Annotated in this window: 15 protein-coding genes; all 15 read right to left on the bottom strand. The window is 29.2% G+C overall.

The features are described 5' to 3' along the window. Positions 1–43 precede the first annotated feature (43 nt). Positions 44–265, bottom strand: coding sequence for a hypothetical protein (locus ACU4C5_RS10540; RefSeq protein WP_446844174.1), 222 nt, complete (start codon positions 263–265; stop codon positions 44–46). Positions 266–392: 127 nt separating this feature from the next. Beyond that, positions 393–758, bottom strand: a complete 366-nt coding sequence (locus tag ACU4C5_RS10535) for a YkvA family protein (protein ID WP_446844173.1) — start codon at positions 756–758, stop codon at positions 393–395. Positions 759–844: 86 nt separating this feature from the next. After that, positions 845–1102: a hypothetical protein gene (locus tag ACU4C5_RS10530; RefSeq protein WP_446844172.1), complete on the bottom strand. Its 258-nt coding sequence runs from the start codon at positions 1100–1102 to the stop codon at positions 845–847. Positions 1103–1109: 7 nt separating this feature from the next. Next, entirely contained in the window at positions 1110–1691 is a 582-nt protein-coding gene (locus ACU4C5_RS10525; RefSeq protein ID WP_446844171.1) for a hypothetical protein, read from the bottom strand. 165 nt (positions 1692–1856) lie between these two features. Continuing rightward, complete coding sequence (locus ACU4C5_RS10520) at positions 1857–3962, bottom strand: leucine-rich repeat domain-containing protein (protein WP_446844170.1); 2106 nt, start codon at positions 3960–3962, stop codon at positions 1857–1859. Between the two features lie 11 nt (positions 3963–3973). After that, complete coding sequence (locus tag ACU4C5_RS10515; protein ID WP_446844169.1) at positions 3974–5764, bottom strand: GmrSD restriction endonuclease domain-containing protein; 1791 nt, start codon at positions 5762–5764, stop codon at positions 3974–3976. Between the two features lie 24 nt (positions 5765–5788). Next, a complete protein-coding gene (locus tag ACU4C5_RS10510; protein WP_446844168.1) occupies positions 5789–6985 on the bottom strand; it encodes a PD-(D/E)XK nuclease family protein in 1197 nt (398 codons plus the stop codon). A gap of 11 nt (positions 6986–6996) precedes the next feature. Further along, positions 6997–8904 carry an AAA family ATPase gene (locus ACU4C5_RS10505; protein ID WP_446844167.1) on the bottom strand — a complete coding sequence of 636 codons (1908 nt, stop codon included), beginning with the start codon at positions 8902–8904 and terminating at the stop codon, positions 6997–6999. Positions 8905–9208: 304 nt separating this feature from the next. Then, on the bottom strand, positions 9209–9529 hold the full coding sequence (locus ACU4C5_RS10500; RefSeq protein WP_446844166.1) for a DUF6804 family protein: 321 nt from the start codon (positions 9527–9529) through the stop codon (positions 9209–9211). Then, positions 9498–10040 (bottom strand): hypothetical protein, encoded by a 543-nt coding sequence (locus ACU4C5_RS10495; RefSeq protein ID WP_446844165.1) that lies wholly within the window; start codon positions 10038–10040, stop codon positions 9498–9500. Before ACU4C5_RS10495 ends, ACU4C5_RS10500 begins: the two co-directional genes overlap by 32 nt. Position 10041: 1 nt before the next feature. Then, the gene (locus tag ACU4C5_RS10490; protein WP_446844164.1) at positions 10042–11814 is read right to left on the bottom strand and encodes an AAA family ATPase; all 1773 of its coding nucleotides are present in this window, start codon (positions 11812–11814) and stop codon (positions 10042–10044) included. Further along, positions 11815–12513 (bottom strand): cell envelope integrity TolA family protein, encoded by a 699-nt coding sequence (locus tag ACU4C5_RS10485; RefSeq protein ID WP_446844163.1) that lies wholly within the window; start codon positions 12511–12513, stop codon positions 11815–11817. A gap of 2 nt (positions 12514–12515) precedes the next feature. Then, positions 12516–15065, bottom strand: a complete 2550-nt coding sequence (locus ACU4C5_RS10480) for an Hsp70 family protein (RefSeq protein ID WP_446844162.1) — start codon at positions 15063–15065, stop codon at positions 12516–12518. Positions 15066–15075: 10 nt separating this feature from the next. After that, a complete protein-coding gene (locus ACU4C5_RS10475) occupies positions 15076–16011 on the bottom strand; it encodes a hypothetical protein (RefSeq protein ID WP_446844161.1) in 936 nt (311 codons plus the stop codon). Beyond that, the gene (locus ACU4C5_RS10470) at positions 16011–17708 is read right to left on the bottom strand and encodes a CFI-box extended C-terminal domain-containing protein (RefSeq protein ID WP_446844160.1); all 1698 of its coding nucleotides are present in this window, start codon (positions 17706–17708) and stop codon (positions 16011–16013) included. Before ACU4C5_RS10470 ends, ACU4C5_RS10475 begins: the two co-directional genes overlap by 1 nt. Positions 17709–17811 lie beyond the last annotated feature (103 nt).

Here is a 17811-nt window from a genome sequence, read left to right as displayed (position 1 = left end):
TACAAACCAGTTTAATTATTTATTTATTAGACTCGTACAAATCTTAAGCACTGAAAACCTCTTGCTTTCTAACAATGCTTTTAATTTCATTATTGGTTAGGTTATCGGCTTCGTATTGACTTTTTAGATAACTTTTAATATCTGCTTTTATAAGCGCTTCGTTTTCTTGGCGCACAATAGTATTCCCTAAAACATGCGGAATCCCTTCATTATCTAATAACTCAATAAAAACGTTTTCTAACTGTGCTTCTGTGAACTTGTTCATTAGTTTAAACTAATTGGCTATGTTTTTTAATTTTATATAACAAAATTCCAATTTACAATTTCTTTTATAAAAAAAACACCCAATTATATATTATAATCAGGTGTTTAATGGTCTAAATTAAATTTTATTATTTACTAAATTTCCATTTTTTATATTCATCAATTTCAATATGAACAAATTTTAAACATAATGCCATCACTGCTGCATCATCTACATAACCAACTATTGGGATAATATCTGGTATGGCATCAATAGGTGATAATACATAAAGTAATGTTGAACCTACAGCTGCTATTATATACCAAGGAACAACCGTATAATCTCCTTTAAAATAATCTCTACTCATATTGAAAAGCAATTTAAATTCGTTAAGAAACTTTTTTAATTTTCCTTGCTTTTCAAACTTTTCATTTAAATCGTTGTAGTTGTTTAATACGTCTTCTAGGTTTTTTTTGTCAAAATCTTTTCTGTTTTTGTTAAATGTGTTTTTCATCTGTTTTTAATTTTTAGGTTTAATACTATTTTTATGTTTTTTAGTCAAGGTTTTCAGGCATAGAAAAAGACCTTTAACTTTTAAACTTATTTTAAATTATAATTGTTTAGTACTTTCCAAACATATACTTCAGGCCTGTAGGTATCTAATATCAAAAAAGCATTTTCATACTCTTTTCTTTTCATATAATAATTATAAGCTTGTCTAATAATTGTGTTGACTGCTAAGCCACCAACAGTAATTTTAAAATCTGTAGTTTCATTTAAATAAACTGCCAATTCTATTTTATCTGTTTTGGTATTATTTTTTGAATGAAGCAATACCGCTTCATATACTCTCTTCATATTTTATTTATTTAGTTGTCATTAATACTTTTAATTTTAATTCTCCACCAATCATTCTTAAATAGCAATACTGTAAAAGTTCTGGGAAATCCCTTTTTAATTTCTGATACATACCTTCACTATTTTTAGGCAGCGTTTTAGTTTTTAAATATTCTTTAAGGGTTATTATTTCCTTTTTTAAGATTTGTTGTGGTAATGTTGAAACAAACTCTCTCCAAGTCCATTTAATTTCTTTTAAGGTTATAGACAACAACTTACCAGATAGCTCTACATAAGAATTGTTTAGCATAAATTGTAAGTCTGCTTTTCTAATCGCTAAATCTATTGCTGTAAATGGCGCATAAGCCACCATTTTTAATTCACCAGCTTTTTCTTTAAATAACATGACAGAAATAAGTTTATCATTTTTAAATGTTAATCTCCAAACCGGAATACTTTTCAGCATATCATCTGCATCTTTAAAACCATTGGCTAGATTAATACCTCCACAAGTAGAATAGGCTTCTTTTAAATGACTGTAAACTGCCATAGCGTATTGTGCTTTTTCCTTATTGTTTTCTGCTCTTAAAATTTTGATTATTACATTCATAACTATACCTTTTATTGTTAAGTACACTACAAATATATTGGCATTGCTTGGCGTATTCCTTATTTGTTCAGGGCTGAACAAACAGATAAAAACCATTAAATTTTGGGTATAAAAAAAGCTTTCTAGATATAGAAAGCTTTAACAAAAAGTGACGTTATAATTTATTTAGGGAACATATTTTAATTCTATAGAACGGCCAGTAACACTAAGCTCACAATATTTACCATTGTCCATTTTAATCTCTTTTAAATATGATTCGGTTAGAATAAGAAAATTTGAATCTAGTGCTGTTAAAGTATGATCATTAGCATGGAAAAAATTTGTGTTTATAAAACAAGAGACTTTCTTCTTAATATTATCATCTATAAAAACAGCGACCTCCTCCAAACGAGAACTATTTAAATACTCACTCGTAATTCCATTTATATAAGTCTCCTTTTCAAGTGCGGTTCTAAGAATTAAATAATAGTAATCCTCTCTGCCCTTATCTAGATATAATGCATTAGTTACATTGCTTTTATTAATAACAAATGGATAGGCACTTTTCCCAGAAACTATAACAAAAGCAATTGCATTTATATTTTTATATTTTACACCTGCATTTTTTCCTTGAATGCCAAACGCTTCTTCATCTCTATTTTCCTTTTCCTCAATCGTTCTGTTGTTTATTAATACTTCAATATTAGTTTCTGAAAGTTTTAAAACAGGTTTCTTTTTAATCTTATAATCTAACTTAAACACTTTTGAGTGAAATTCATTTAAAAAACGACAAGAGGGAGAGTATTCAATTGATGGTAAAATATTTAAATGAGAGTTAAGTGCGACTAATCTATTTACTTCATTAATATATTTGTAAAAATACAAAGCAACGGTTTCTGGCTTATTGGACTGCACTCTAAAAAGTACTTCCTTATTTACTTCATTCAATTTTATAAAAATCTCACAATTATCGTGATCTACCATACAAGACAATCCATTTTGATATTGGACAAATGATGGCATTTTTATAAAATATATTGAAAACACATATTGAAGGTCAGATAATATTACTTTTAAAGGTAATAGTTCTTGAGTCCAAACAACTTCAACATAATCCTTTAATGTAGTAGATGGTGGTACAACTAACTCATTACCATTATGCTTATAATCTATATCTTCTAAAAAAAACTGAACATTAGGCAAACAATTTTTAGCCTCTGTGTTTCCTAAAAACTCTACAGGAACACCATCTGTTTTATTACCAAGCAATTCTAAATATTCTAAATTTGGAAATCGCTCTAATATAGCATGTAATATTGATGCCGTAATAACCAATTGATTTTCAGATAAAATCAATACTTTTAAATTTTCATGAACACTGTTTTGATCAAAAAACTCATTATTTATTAAATTATAAGATAAATCTAGGCCTTCTAGTTTTTTAGGTAATTCTGAAATATTAAAATTTTGAATTAGATTTTTATTTAAAATCAAATCTTCTAAACCCGTTGGCAGTTCTACTAAATTATCTAAACTATTTATTGTATTGCCTTCTAAATCTAGACTTATAATATGTGGCAGATTTAAATTAATCTCTGATAAATTTTGAATAGTAGTTCCAAAAATTTTCAATGTCTTTAAATTCTTTGGCAACCACTTTATATTGTCATTATAACAATACATTATACTTAAAGTTCCTAGTTGTTTTAATTTAGATAAAAATTTGAAATCAGAATCTGAAAAATAAGTCCAACCAATAGTTAATTCAGTTATATTAGACTCATCAACCCACTCAATTAATTTGCTTAATCCAAAATCTGGAACATTGTCTTGTACTTTATGGTTGTAAATATGTCTTAATTCATTTTCAATTACTAATCTTTCCTCAACTGTGGTTACGAACTTATAAAGGTTAATAAAATTAATTACTTTTTTCCACAAAGCATCGCCTTGCTTGGTTTGTCCCATTTGTAAAGGCATTAAATCACCTCCTTCAAATATCAGGGTATTAATTGCATTAGGTATATTTATTTGGATAGTATCCTCTACCGAAACACCTGTAAAAGATACTATTTCAATATTTTTAGGTAATATAAATTCACTAACATTAGCATGCTTTGATAATAGCTTTTCATTTTCTACATCATACAAATAAAAACAACCTTTATCCTTAATCGGATAAATAAACGTACCTGTAGACAGAATAACATCTAACAGATCTTCATTTTCTTCTGAGTTTAAATAAAATACATTGTGAAATTCTGCCTTATGAATAGAAATGTGATTTGACATAACTCAATTATTTACAATTGCTCATAATAGTCCTTAATCTTTGCGGCCATTAGCTTACGACGCTCTACAAGAAAATCATTATAATCTACATGTGTTGCTTTAAGTAGCGTTTTCGGGATATCATTTAATACAAGGTTATCTTCTAATCCAATTGTAGAATCTAAAGTACTAATATCAAAAATACCCTCTTCAATTTGTGCCTCAACCTTAGCTAAGTAATCTTGTGGTGTTTTCATACCAACTTTAATATTGGTTGCTTGTTCTGTGTACACAAAATTTGCTACTTGGTTATATTGTTTAGGTATAAACCCATTTTGTGCTAAGTATTTTTTAGGAAAAATATGATGTACATCTCCACGCTGCTCAATTAAGCTACTAATCTTCATGCTTTTTGATAAAAATGCTGGTGCATTTCCATAACATTGTGCTGCCAAATACACATTGTAGGCATTGTTATTAACACTAGAGGATTCTAACTGATTTACCAATGAAAATTCCCAAAATCCTTGACCTAAATGGTTTTGTTCCATTTGCTGTAAATACTCCTTAACTCCTTTTTCGTTAATCTGTTTTATGTCCTCATCAATCATAGACTCTGAAGAACCTGAATAACGACTAATTAAAAGAGACATAACCAACCAACGTTTTACATAATGCTGAATTTCTGATTCAGGCATGCTTTCATGACGTAGTTTTAAATATAAAGCATACGAAAAATTCATACTGTTTTTGGAAGATATTAGTTTCTGACTAATTAAACCTGCCGATTTTACCAACATAATAAAACGTTGGTAACTGGTTTGGTTTACAAAATCTGTCAATCCTTCTGAAAGCATATTATAACTACGCTCTGCTATTTCACTCTCATAGGTTCTAGCTTCAAAATTACGACCAGACAACAACGCTACTAAATCGCTAAACTTACCACGACTAAATTTATAAGTGAATGCCACACGCAATACATCTATATAATCTGGAATATATAAATCGTCACTTCCTGTTGCCATCCATTTTGAGGCTTTGTAATAGTCGCTATTAGAGAATACAGTATCGTTATCTAAAATGTGTTTATTGAAATCTTTATCCACTAATAGTCTACAAAAGTAATCGACTAATTTTCGCATTTTATTTCCGCCATAAACCTCATCGGAAGCTATTTTAGACATTACGAAGTCTGCATTACTTAGCACAACTCCTTTTTGGTTGATACGAATAAAAATATCTGTAACCGTATCTATATCTAATGAACTATCTAACTCTATAATACCAACTTGTTTATTTTTAATACGTTTTAAGTTTTCTATACGCTCTTCAATTAAATCCTCATCTGCTTCTGGGTTTAATTTTAAATATTCTCTAATGGCTTTGGTTATAGAAATCTCATCATTAATTATTGGATTAATGTTGTTAATCCACTCAGGACTTTTCTCAAAAGCCTTATTTAAAACTTCAAACTTTTGGGTTAAAGGGTTAAATGCAATACGAATATTAATTTCTTTATAGTTTTTGTTCAATACACGCTGCCCAACTACAGCTGCGGTTAAAGCTGTAATACGCTGTTGCCCATCTATTAATACTTTTTTACCAGCCGATAATTCACCATTTTTTAATTTCACATCAGGATTTCGCCAAGTAATAATATAGCCTACAGGATAGCCTTGATATAGCGAGTCTATTAAGTCTCTAACCTTTGCGCTTTTCCAAACAAAAGGACGTTGTATCTCTGGTATGGCGATTTCGCCAGATTTTATCCAGCTTAATAAAGTTTCTACAGGTTGTTGGTGTACGGAATATTTTGACATTGGTTAAAGCGTGTTTTATATTTTTTATTTTATAGTTTTTTCTTGCTTCTCGTTTTCTAAAAAGAGGTTCAATTTATTGTAAATAGAAAGTAACTTATCGTCTTCTAATTGTTTTAAAATGAATCCTGACAAATCCTGAATTACAGTATCATTTACTGGATAAGACTTATTAGCAAAATGTGCCCAAGAATTATTTTTATTAGTATAAAAATCTTTTACTAATACTTCTTTTTCATCTTCATCAAATTGAATACTGTTATAACGTTCTCTGTTTTTTAATAGGCTTTGTGTAAACTCTACAATTAAATACAACTCTTTTTTCTTAGTAAGCATTTCATCAAAAACAACCACAATCATTAAGTTTTCGTTATTTGAAGATTTAAAATAACGTGCACGTTTGTTTAGTGTACTTGATGCTTTTGGGATATATAGCTTTATGTTCTCTGTACTATCTCCCAAGGTAAGTCCCGCTTTCTCAATTTCGTTGGCTATGTGATTTCTAACCGAAAACTTAAAAGACGCTAATTGATTTATTTCTTTTTGATTTGTAAAATAGAACTCTAATTCTTTTTGCTCCATAACAGGCCTACTCATATTTATAATGTTTTGATAAAAATCTTTTAAAAAGGTAAAATACTTCTCACTTGCTTGCATTACATAATTACCACTATTACACATTACTTCTTCTAGTAACTCTAAATGCGTAATATTTATATAATGTTTAGAATTTTCAAAACCATTATATACACTTTGAGCAATAGGGTGTAAAGACAAAACAACACCAACTTTATTGTTATTATCGTTTGGCATTATCTTTACAGAGTTCCAGTAATCATCTAAATCATTATTTTTAATATGATGATACACTTTGTTCTCTATTATTATAGCTTGTTCACTATTACTTAGTAAAATATCTATCCTACCGCCTTTATTTGTAGAGAACTCTGTCTCAACTTCAAAATCATAAAAACTTTGTAGCGCTTCTTTCTCTATATTTTGTTCTTCAAGTTTTGTTTTAATGCATGCTAACAAACTAGTAACAAATAAATCTTTAAATTTATGCACCTCATTAACTCTAAAATAAAACGCATAAATATTAGACAACACATTCTCGTAATGTGGCTGCTTAGCAATACCTAAAAAGGTTTTGGGTTTGCCTTTTATTTTTGGTATTTCATTTTGGTTGAGGAAGGTTTGAAGTTGTTGTAAGGTTTGTGCCATATATTAAACTACTATAATTTTAATTTTTCAAAAGCATTTTTAATTTCTGAAGGAATTTCAGAAGGCTCTTTAATGTATTCCAATAAGAGTTCAGCAGATTCAATACCTTTTGAAGGCAACCTGTTAAGTGTATCAAAATCTACTTCTTCCGATATACACTTTTCACGAATATTTCTTTTTAAAACTGAATAAAATTTTTGATTACTAATACATTTCGCTTTCTTGACAACTTCACTTTTACATTTTTCCACATCTTGAATCTTAAAAGATAAAGTGTCTTTATAAAAATCGTTTAATATATTTAACCAAACTTCATTTGGTAAAGCGTCTTCTATATCTTGGTCTCCTACGAAAAACATATTATCTTTAATAGCAGCTGTACCGATTACAAAACTCATATCATTATCAAAAAGATAAACCATTTGGCTTTCCGTTTTTTTAAAACCAGCCATCACTTTCTCTAAAATAGTTTTATTTTGACTCCACTTATCTTTGCCTTGTATATTTATAAGTTGAATATTATCTGCTATAAGGGTATTACCTGTATATAATTCATATAATCTAGGTATTAAATATTGCTCAGTATCACCTTCAACAATTAAAAATTTATCATGAAATAAAAAATCGCTATTTTTTACATTTAGCGACGAATAAATTGCTTCTATATCCTTGCAAGAATTAAGCGTTGAATAACCATTATCTTCTTGTTTTACGCTATTTATTTTGTCGAGATTAGACTTATCTATAAATATCGTTGAATGTGTACTAATGATAGGTTGAACATTCCCTTTAGCTATCTTATTTAAAGTATCAAAAAATTCCCTTTGTGCCTTAGGATATAAATGAGTTTCAGGCTCATCAAATGCCCAAATAAATTTATTTACACTATCAGTTGTTGTATCTGCTTTAGCCTTTATTAAAGAAAACCAAATTTGTCTTTTTAAACCCTCTCCTTGATTTTCTAGATGTATAGGTCCATCGCTAAACGTTTTAGTTACCATTACATCTGTAATTTTTTCTTTTACATCGAAATAAACTTTTGAATTAATTTCTTCAACATCTTTAGCAACCTCTTTTATAATATTACTTATTTCTCCAAATTTTTTATTAATAGACTCTTCAGCTTTTTTAGCCAATTTATTTGCAGATTCTTTTAAGGGTTTTAAGTGAATATCTATTTCATCCTTCATTATTGCGTTAGCAGTAGCAGTTATTTCATCTAAACTTGTTTTCCAATCAAATAATTTAAATTCTGGAAAAAAATCTTTATCATCTTTCGCTAATTTATATTCAGACCATTCTAAAGCACAATTATGTTTTGAGTAAATTGCTCTAATCTTTTCAAAATTAGAAAAACGACCTTTACCGTTTTCATTTTTTATTTCCTCTGCTGTAACCTTATCTTCTTTAATTTTTTTATTAATATTTGCTTGACTTAAACTCCATAGTTCTAATGAGGGTATAGCTTCATTCATTAGCAAGTATGATTTAACTCCTTGATGTGAAAATTTTTTGGCAAACCAAAAACTATTACCCTCATTAGAATCTATAGACCAAGCAAGCGGTGTTGATAAATTTAAATCAGAAAATTTTTCAGCTTCTTCATCTTCATACTTGAACTTTCCTATAATAAAAGTTGCATTGTTATCATCAGAAAATATCGGCAGATTCTTATCTATCAATATGCTATTCAATTTTTCTGTTTTTTCAGGTGAATTTGACAAATCACTTTTATAATTGCCTTCTCCTAATGAATTATATTCTGGTTTACTCCCCAACAGAAGGTCTATAGATTGTAATATTGTAGATTTACCACAGTCATTTAAACCAATAAAAATATTAGGGCTATTTTCAAAAAGATTTGAAACAACTGTTTTACAACTTCTATAATTAAAAATGATAACTTCTTCTAAATGCATATTTTTTTTAATAATTCTTAATCTTTTTAAACTACTACTGTTTTAGTTTCTACTTTTGACATTTTTGTTAAAAGTAAATCTCTAAAGCTTTCTAACTTTTTATTTAATTCAATATTCAAATATAATTTTTCTATTATTGTCTTGGCATAATTATTAAAAATTACACGCCTAGCGCTCAATAGTCTAAATACATACTTACACCTAAAGCATATGCTATAGAGTTATTTAAATTTAAGAGCAATCATCATAACCAACGGACCTCTATTTTAAACTGATGGATGCATTATAAACTGTTACTATTTTCTCATCGTTTAGAATTTACTCTAAACACACTTAAAATTAAACCTAAACCAACAATAACATCTACAATATTCCACAACTCGCGTCCTAATGCTATTTTAAAAAACGGCTGAAATAACAAGGCTAAGCCTATATAAATAAATAGTTCAATTTTAGGTTCAACTTCACGGGTCTCATAGGCAAAAACACCAAATATCACAAAAGCTACAAAACGCACAAATTGATAATAGCCATAAGGCATATCCAACACACAAACAAATAGAAAAATTGCTAGAGCTATTTTAATTAACGGATTAGTCGCTTTCATTTTGGTTGAGTATCTCATCTAAAGCATTTTTATCAACATCTTTAATCAACTCAAAACTTGGTAAATCCGTATTCTCAAAAAAATCATATTGAAGCTTTGATAAATATGATTCACTAATAATATCTTCCTCTAAATACTCTTCAAAATCAGGATATACTTTTAAAATAGAGTCATTATCTATTGGTAATTTTGAACGAATAACTTTAAAGAATTTAATTTCGCTATATTCAATAACATTATCAGCCTTAATGGTACTAATAGCAACATCAATTAATGTTAATTGATTGTTTTCAGACAATTCAAAAGTATTAAGTTCTTTAAAGAACAATTTAAAAAAATTATTCCCTTCTGCATTAATTAAACCTGTAAGTTTATTCAACTCTACGTTAATATCAATATCCCCAAACGTTTTATTATTTTTATGCAAGCTCTTTATTAGTTCTACCTCACGTTCATCAATATCACCATCACAAGCCATACAAGAAAACGCTGTTTTTAGTAGTAATTTATTGAAATTTATTTTTTCCATTTTAGTTGTTTTTAAAACCAATACTTGGTCGCTGGTTAGTACTATCTTTTACGCCTTCCATTTTAGCTTTTATAGCAGTATAACTGTTTAACTCTTTAATTGAAATTGAAGGTCTATTTTTCGTTATAGTTTCAATTAGAATTGCATTAGAAATTCTAATCTCTTTATGAAGTGCTTTTCTTGCCGCCTCATCGCAAAGGAACTTTATATCACTTGAAACGTAATTTTCTGTTGATTTTGCTAAAGCAGAGTAGTCTAAACCAACCTCTCTTGGTCGTTTTTCTAGATACAATTTAAACATCAATTCACGTGCTTCAAAATCTGGTGGTGGTAAATAAATAATTTTATCTAAACGTCCTGCTCTTAAAATGGCTGGATCAATTGAATTAGGCCTATTTGTTGCTCCAATAATAAAAACACCATCATCTCCACAATTATTCATTTGTGCCAAAAACTCATTTACAGCACTTGTATTCATATGGTTTACGCTTGAATTATCTCGATTTGGAACAACAGCATCCAATTCATCAATAAAAATAATACTTGGTGCTTTTTCTCTTGCTTCATCAAATAAGCCTTTAATATTTTCTTGAGACTGATTTACAAATTTGCTCTGAATATCAGAAGGTTTTATTTGGTAAAAATTAAATCCAATTTCCTCGGCCATACGTTCTGCAAAAAATGTTTTACCACAACCTGGAGGTCCATAAAGCAACATTCCATTAGGAATTGTTAAACCATATTCCGCATATTTTTCTTTATCATTTAAAGCATTAATAACATCTAATTGGATAGTTTCTTTAAGTTTTTGCATTCCTGCAATGGCTTTAAAACCTTGTCCTTTTTTTAGGTTTTTTAGTTTTGGTTTAGCAGTTTCATTAACAGTTGAAAGTTGTTTAACCTCAATTTCACCATTAATAGCCTGGATAAACTCTTTTACATTTTTAAAACGATTTTCAGCGTTTGGTTGTAAAGCTTTGGCTATTATATTTTGTGTTTGTTCATCTATATTTTTGTCAAACTTTAAAGGCTTTCTACGTTCTTCTACAACAGCGTCTTCTAATTTTATACTATCCGATTTATATTTTGAAATTTCAACAAACCAAGGTGGTAACCCAAAGAGTAAGTGATAGTATAAAGCTCCAACCGAAAACACATCACTTTGCACAGAGAACACTTTATTAAAACTTTCATTCGCTTGATAAAATGAATGTAAACCTTCTTTTAAAAAATTTTTATTAGATTGACTTAAATATCTTGCATAACCAAAATCAATGATTTTTGGAATGGCAACTTTTCCTGATAAATCAGTCATGATATTTAAATTCGTAATATCATTGTGGATTATTGGATTATCTAGGTTATGCAAATAGTTTAAGCCATTTAAAACACCTGAAATTATATCTTTTGTTTCGTACTGATTTAATGTTTTCTCACGTTTCATTTTATCAGCCAAAGTTTCTCCACTAATGAAATTGAGTATTACAAAAGCATATTTTTGATTTTCTAAAAGCAATTCGCCACTATCGTGATACGCAACCAAATTCGGATGTTTAATTTGCTTTAAAATTTCAATTTCTAAGACATCGTCATTACCATCAAACTGTGTTCTATCTAATTTAGAATAGTTAAACAACTTTAACAGCTTAGTTTTCCCTTCTTGATCTTTGACACGATAGGTTTCAGCGTAACTTCCTTTTTTAAGAAAGAAAGTTACGCTGTATTTATTGTCAATATTTTGACCTTTGGATAATATGTGTTTTGTTTTTTTCATTTAAAAAGCTTCCTCTGAATTACTAGGTTTAGTACTAAAATTACCATTCTGTTGTAATATCAATTGATATTCTAAAATGTTATTATTTAATGTTTTTAGGTTGTCTTTTCCAAAATGCTCATTGGTAATAAAGCCACCTTTTAAAATACCACAATCAGTTTTTTTCATTATTTTATTAGGATTCCATCCTTTTCCATAATAAAAGTAAGTTTGATAGGCTCCATTTGGAAACTCAAACATATAAGAACTATTCGCGTTTATATAAGCATGTCTATATACTTTTCCTTTTTTTTTAATAGTTACCAAAACATCAGAATTAGTAGGTGTAGTAACCTTAATTTGAGAGCATCCGTAATCAGAACAAGAATTATTAGAACCAAAACAGTAAGCATAAGGTGTAGCGCCTGTGCGTAAAGAGTTATCTTTATACCTATCATAGATTGCTTTTTCTTCGCGTTCCTTTTTAAGCTTGGCTTCTTTTTTTATTCGTTTAGCTGTTTCTTTTTTTTCACGTTCAATTCTTTTTTGTTCTTTTTGAAAAGCAACTTCTTTAGCTTCTTTTTCCTTTCGAACTTTTATCTGAATTCTTTGTTGTAGCTCTTTTGCTTCACGTTGTTCTTTTTCTGCTTTACTTTCGCAGGAAGAAAATAATAACATTGAACAAAATAGGAAAACAGTACATATAATTCTATTTTTCATAATTATCCTCTTAAAGTCCCACTACCTGTTGGCACTTTTGAACCTCCTCTATCAGAACCACCGCTTCCAAAGTCGCCATTATCAAATATGTCATTAATTATTGGCTGAATACGGTCAATACTTGGTGATTCGTAAATAATAGCTTTACCGCTTTCAATTGAAGTTCTTGCAGCGTTTCTATCTCGCCAGTTTATGCTATCAAAGTCTCTATCTATCATTAACACAAAACCAATTAAATGTTCTAATCTTTCTAATTCGAAAGATAATGAATTGATCACTTCAATTAATTGAGGTGCATTTTTCGTATCTTTTTCTCGAATAGCTTGTTCAATATCTGGACGAAGTTTGTCTACGAGTTGAGTAGTTTGTTCATTTCCTTTCTCTCTATTTACATCTTCGAGACTATGGAAAGCCGTTTTCAATTCTTTTTCTAATTCAGGCCATTCTCTGTCTCCAATAAGCTTATCAATAGTTTTTAGGGTTTTTCTTAAATTTCCAATGGTTTGTTGCTGTGTGTCTGCCGCTTCTTTATTTTTATTGAAGTGATTTTCTATTTCTTCAATTTCCTTTTCAGACTGATTTAATTCAGGTAACTCTATGCCTTTTGCTTTTAAATTGATAATATCATTTTTAGCCTTTTTTAGTTCCTTTTCTAAATAATCTGCCTTTGAATCATTTACAGAATCAACTTTTGTTTCACATTCAAATTCATATGTAAATGCTAAGTGTGGAAAAGTAGCTAAACCAGTGATTTTTTGATTAATATCAATTTTCATTTCAATATCTACTTCACTATTTTCAGGAAGCAAGGAAGGTAAATCACTTCCTGTTATTAAAATTGTATTGATGTGATGATTGTGAATTGCTCTAGAACCTTCACAATCATGTTCTCCTTGATATATTGAAATTTCTAGATAATCTTCATTCATACCAGGTCTTATTTGACTAGGTGTTTTAAGTTTTGATAAACTTCCAGATGCAGGAAGTTGTTTGGATTTATCTAAACCTGTTACAGTTCTAAACTGTAGTCTACCCGAAGATACATCTTGTATTTCTATACCTATATTATAAGGAAGTACAGCACTTCCACCTTTTGCACCTTGTATAATATTAAAATGAGAAGGCTCGCATTCAAGTAAATTACCTTTGTTATCGTAAAGACTTACTGAATAGGTGTTTGATTTACCTTTAGCAAGTTGTACTGTAAAAACTTCCCCAATGGTATTTATTTCTATCTTACCGCTTGACCATCCGCCATCACCTCTAGAAATATCTGCAAATACTTTTTCTGGAATATTACCTTCTGTTTTATCTTCTAAAATTTTAACTGTTATAAACTCTTCTTCTTCAACAGATGTAGCTTCGTAAGAAATATCAAGTTGTATTTTTGAGGTATCTACAACAATCGTTGTTTCATCTTTTTTGATAGTAGAAGCATAAATTGCAGCTCCTTTTGCTACAACTGTCATAGGGTCAACGCTAGTGTCTGGTTTGCAAATTTGTTGCTCTAGCATTCTTCTAACAATAGGCGAATAAGTAGGACCTCCAACTAATATTAGTGCGGAAAGCTTATCTCCATTTAGATTATTTCTTTCTAATAATTTATTACTGATGTCAATTGATTTTTGGAATACAGGACCAATTGCTTTTTCTAATTGCTTTTCTGTAACAGTAAAATCTAATTCGAACTCTTCTCCTTCATCATCTTCTCCTGGTATATCCCCTAAATTGGTCAATATACTTGTCTCATTATTAAACGAAAGTTGTTTTTTTATCTCTTCCGCGTAGAATTTCATTGCAGCTCTTAAAATAGTTCTCTTATTATTATCTTCAAGTAATTCGTCAATAACAAAATTTTCTTTTAAATGAGGTAGAATTATTTCATCTACAATCGCTTCATCTAGGTTTTTACCACCTAAAAAATTATCCCCCTCTGTATCTATTACTTGTCTGATACCATCTGTAACTTTTAGCAAAGCAGCATCAAATGTTCCTCCACCAAAATCATATACGAGCCAAAAACCATCTTTGTTTTCTGAATTCATTCCATAAACCCAAGCAGCTGCTTCTGGTTCTGTAATAATACCTACCTGATCAAAACCGGCTTCTTTTCCAGTAGCTCTTGTAGCATCAATTTGATTGTTTTTAAAAGCAGCTGGAACAGTTATAATAACAGAATTGATATTCTCATCTTTTTCAAAAGATTTTAATGTTTTTAATACCTCAGCCGATAATTCAATAGATGAAAAAGAACGTTCCGCATTTGAGCTTTCATAAGAAGCATCAGAACCCATTGTTCTTTTAAACTCAATAAAAGAATTGTCTTTACTGCTATCCCAATTTTTCATTGCATTTAATTTTTCATTTTTCAATGCGTTAAATGCTGCATCACCAACTTGAATGGCTTTTCTTCTGTTTATATAAACACAAGAAGGCATTGTGTCTTTTAGTGTGGCTGTTCTAATACTTTCTGGGTTTCCATTTTGCATTTTTGAAATGGCAGAATTTGTAGTACCCAAATCTATTCCAAAATCAACTGTTGTTCTTTTCATAATATATTTTTTAGTCTCCTACACTTACTTCAATTTGTGCAGCTTGAATCATTTTTTCGTTAAAATTAACTTGTGGTTTTATTATCCGTGTAATTACTCTTTTTCCTGTTTCAATATCTTCACTTGGAATAAAATTGGCGGTAACATTCAGTCCTTCTTTATATTCTTGTCCAATCATTTCGACTATTTCATAACCACTTGATAAGTAATTTTCTTTAATACTTTTTACTGCACGTACCAATTGTTTCAATCCTTTGGTTTTTGGATCCATTCTATAATGATTGGTCTCCATAGCCGTTAACCTATCTGCTACTTTTAAAACTAATGAGTGGTCATTTTCATTTGTTTGTTTACCTGATAATTGGTCTGTTTTAATTACATCCAATTGTTTTGTTAAGACTTCTACCAATTTATTATCCAATTTCACACTTTCTTCTTCTAAAGCTGTTTTTGTATTTTTAATTTGAGTTTCAACATCTGTTTTATTAGATTGAATTCGTTTACCCAGTAACCAATAAACCAAACCACCTAATATAAGTGTAGCCAAAGTTGCAATTATCCAATACAAACGGTTTTTGCTTAAATTACTATCTAGTTCAGAAATTTTAGAGTTAGCGTTGTCGTCTGTTTGTTTTATTTTTGTTCCTAATTCTGTTGAATTGGTTACAATATTCTTGCTGTTGGTTTGAATGAGTTGATTTAAACTGTCAATAATATTTTCTTGTTTTTCTGATTTGAGGTTTAATGTTTTCAAACCCTTTTTTTGCTGATTTAGAATATACTCTTGATTGTTTAGTTTTTTAGTCAAAGAATTTATTTCTTGTCTTTGTTTAAAAACATTGTTTTTTATAGTTGGTATTTCTTTAACCAAAATAGAATCTTGTTGCTGTTGAGCAAAAAGGTTTGATGCTCCGAAAAACAGAGCTATGAATAAAATTTTCTTCATTATTTTTTGATTGCTTTAATAAATTGATCTAAACCTTTTCGGATTATTAGGTTAATACTTTGTTTGTTTTTTAACTTTTCAACTAAACTGGGTGAATATTTGTAGTAGAATTTTATAAAATATCTTCCAACGATGGTTTTACTTAAAAAATCATCTCTAAAACTTCGTAATTCTATTACTTGAGGATGATCATAATCTCCATAAGCCATTGTAGCTATGTAACAGCCGCTATTACTGCTTGATGATGATGATGATGATGATGATGATGATGTCCCACTTGTTGAGTGAATTTGTCTTCTAACACTTTCGAGTTGGCTATTAATGCCATTTATTGTGGATTTGTTTTCAGAATATCTATGTCGAGTTTGACTATTCATATCAAGTGAACCCATTGATGAAATTGCTGAAACTGCATCTGAAACAATATCTGGGAGTCGTATTAATTTGGCTTTGTTATATTCAAGTCCACTTTGGGATTCATTAACAACGTCTATCACCATTCCAAGAGCATTGCTCACAACGGCACTACTAATATTTAAATAAAATTCATCATTTGAACCTAAAACACTTCTAATATTTTGTAATTTACTTTTACAAGAACTAATCAATGATTTTGCATTAGATATAGTGTCCATTGAGTTTTGAAATGATTTTAATTTCCTTGTAATGAAAGCTAAATCTTCTTTAATCGGTGCAGTTTTAGCCCATTCTTGAATTCCTTCTGTATTTTCTTTAACTCTGTCTTTTGTTTGACTTCCGATCGCAATTGATTTAGCATATTTGAGCAACTGTAACCCTTCTTCACTTGGGTCTTTCGTTTCTTTCCATTCTTCGAAATAATCAATTCCACATTGCATTATCTCTTTTGCTAAATTGTCGGCAATCATTTTGTGTTTTAAGTCGTTTGTACCTAACAAAGATCTTAATAGAGACAAATCATCTTTAGAATTTACGAAAAGTCTTAATCCAAACTCATATGCTTCTTCTTTGTTTTGGTTTCTTTTCTTTTTAGTGCTTTCAATTTGACTTTCAATATTATGAAGTGGTTCTTCTGTAAACTTTTTAGAAAGATACTTTTGTATTGAACCGTTGCAATTACTAAATAATTGTAAGATTTCTGAGCTTGAATATTGATTTTTGAATTGCCTAAGTAATTCATCAATAAACTTCTCTATTTGTTTTTCGCTGTCAATAGTATAGGTTTCGTCTGCAACAGCTTTAATAAAGTTTTTGAAATAATCAGATTCAATTAGTTTTATTTTTGTTTCAATACCTGTTTGAATGTCTATTTGAAAATTACTTATCAATTTAAAGGTTCCTAAATTATTAAAGGATGAGAAATTTTTAGAGGTAACTTCTTTATTGTTTGTTACTTTTTCCCAAATTTCAATTGCTTTTTGTGGATCACCTTGTTTTAAGTATTCAATAGCTGTTTTATCAAAAGGATTTACTTCTGTAAACCAAAATAAGGCGTAGTTTACTTTATCTTGAGCTTGTTGAATGTCTGAAAAAGCTTTATTTATTGAACCTTCAGTTCTTGTAATACAATTTAAAACTTGAAAATCGTAATCCGAATTTATTTCTTTCCCAACCTTTGAGTAGGCTTTTATTTTTCCTCTTTGCTTTTCTAACTCCTTTGCAGTAGCGTTAGATAAAATACCTGCAATTCGGTAAGGGTTATTTTGTATGAATTTCATTTATTGGTTAATTTAAGACTCTAAAATTACCTTGTCTTCAACTAACATCCTTACGGTTTTCCGTAATCCATAAAAAAGAGGAGTAAATATTTAAAAAAATATT

Source organism: Lacinutrix undariae (assembly GCF_052934785.1).
Note: the sequence above shows the minus strand (reverse complement) of the source record. Positions and strands in the feature narration are given on the sequence as shown.

Excerpts from the sequence above, each read along its gene's own strand:
- ACU4C5_RS10490 (WP_446844164.1), bottom strand. The coding sequence starts at position 11,814 with ATGAAAAAAACAAAACACATATTATCCAAAGGTCAAAATATTGACAAT.
- ACU4C5_RS10485 (WP_446844163.1), bottom strand. The coding sequence starts at position 12,513 with ATGAAAAATAGAATTATATGTACTGTTTTCCTATTTTGTTCAATGTTA.
- ACU4C5_RS10535 (WP_446844173.1), bottom strand. The coding sequence starts at position 758 with ATGAAAAACACATTTAACAAAAACAGAAAAGATTTTGACAAAAAAAAC.
- ACU4C5_RS10515 (WP_446844169.1), bottom strand. The coding sequence starts at position 5,764 with ATGTCAAAATATTCCGTACACCAACAACCTGTAGAAACTTTATTAAGC.
- ACU4C5_RS10500 (WP_446844166.1), bottom strand. The coding sequence starts at position 9,529 with ATGAGATACTCAACCAAAATGAAAGCGACTAATCCGTTAATTAAAATA.
- ACU4C5_RS10480 (WP_446844162.1), bottom strand. The coding sequence starts at position 15,065 with ATGAAAAGAACAACAGTTGATTTTGGAATAGATTTGGGTACTACAAAT.
- ACU4C5_RS10520 (WP_446844170.1), bottom strand. The coding sequence starts at position 3,962 with ATGTCAAATCACATTTCTATTCATAAGGCAGAATTTCACAATGTATTT.
- ACU4C5_RS10510 (WP_446844168.1), bottom strand. The coding sequence starts at position 6,985 with ATGGCACAAACCTTACAACAACTTCAAACCTTCCTCAACCAAAATGAA.
- ACU4C5_RS10525 (WP_446844171.1), bottom strand. The coding sequence starts at position 1,691 with ATGAATGTAATAATCAAAATTTTAAGAGCAGAAAACAATAAGGAAAAA.
- ACU4C5_RS10470 (WP_446844160.1), bottom strand. The coding sequence starts at position 17,708 with ATGAAATTCATACAAAATAACCCTTACCGAATTGCAGGTATTTTATCT.
- ACU4C5_RS10495 (WP_446844165.1), bottom strand. The coding sequence starts at position 10,040 with ATGGAAAAAATAAATTTCAATAAATTACTACTAAAAACAGCGTTTTCT.
- ACU4C5_RS10475 (WP_446844161.1), bottom strand. The coding sequence starts at position 16,011 with ATGAAGAAAATTTTATTCATAGCTCTGTTTTTCGGAGCATCAAACCTT.
- ACU4C5_RS10505 (WP_446844167.1), bottom strand. The coding sequence starts at position 8,904 with ATGCATTTAGAAGAAGTTATCATTTTTAATTATAGAAGTTGTAAAACA.
- ACU4C5_RS10530 (WP_446844172.1), bottom strand. The coding sequence starts at position 1,102 with ATGAAGAGAGTATATGAAGCGGTATTGCTTCATTCAAAAAATAATACC.
- ACU4C5_RS10540 (WP_446844174.1), bottom strand. The coding sequence starts at position 265 with ATGAACAAGTTCACAGAAGCACAGTTAGAAAACGTTTTTATTGAGTTA.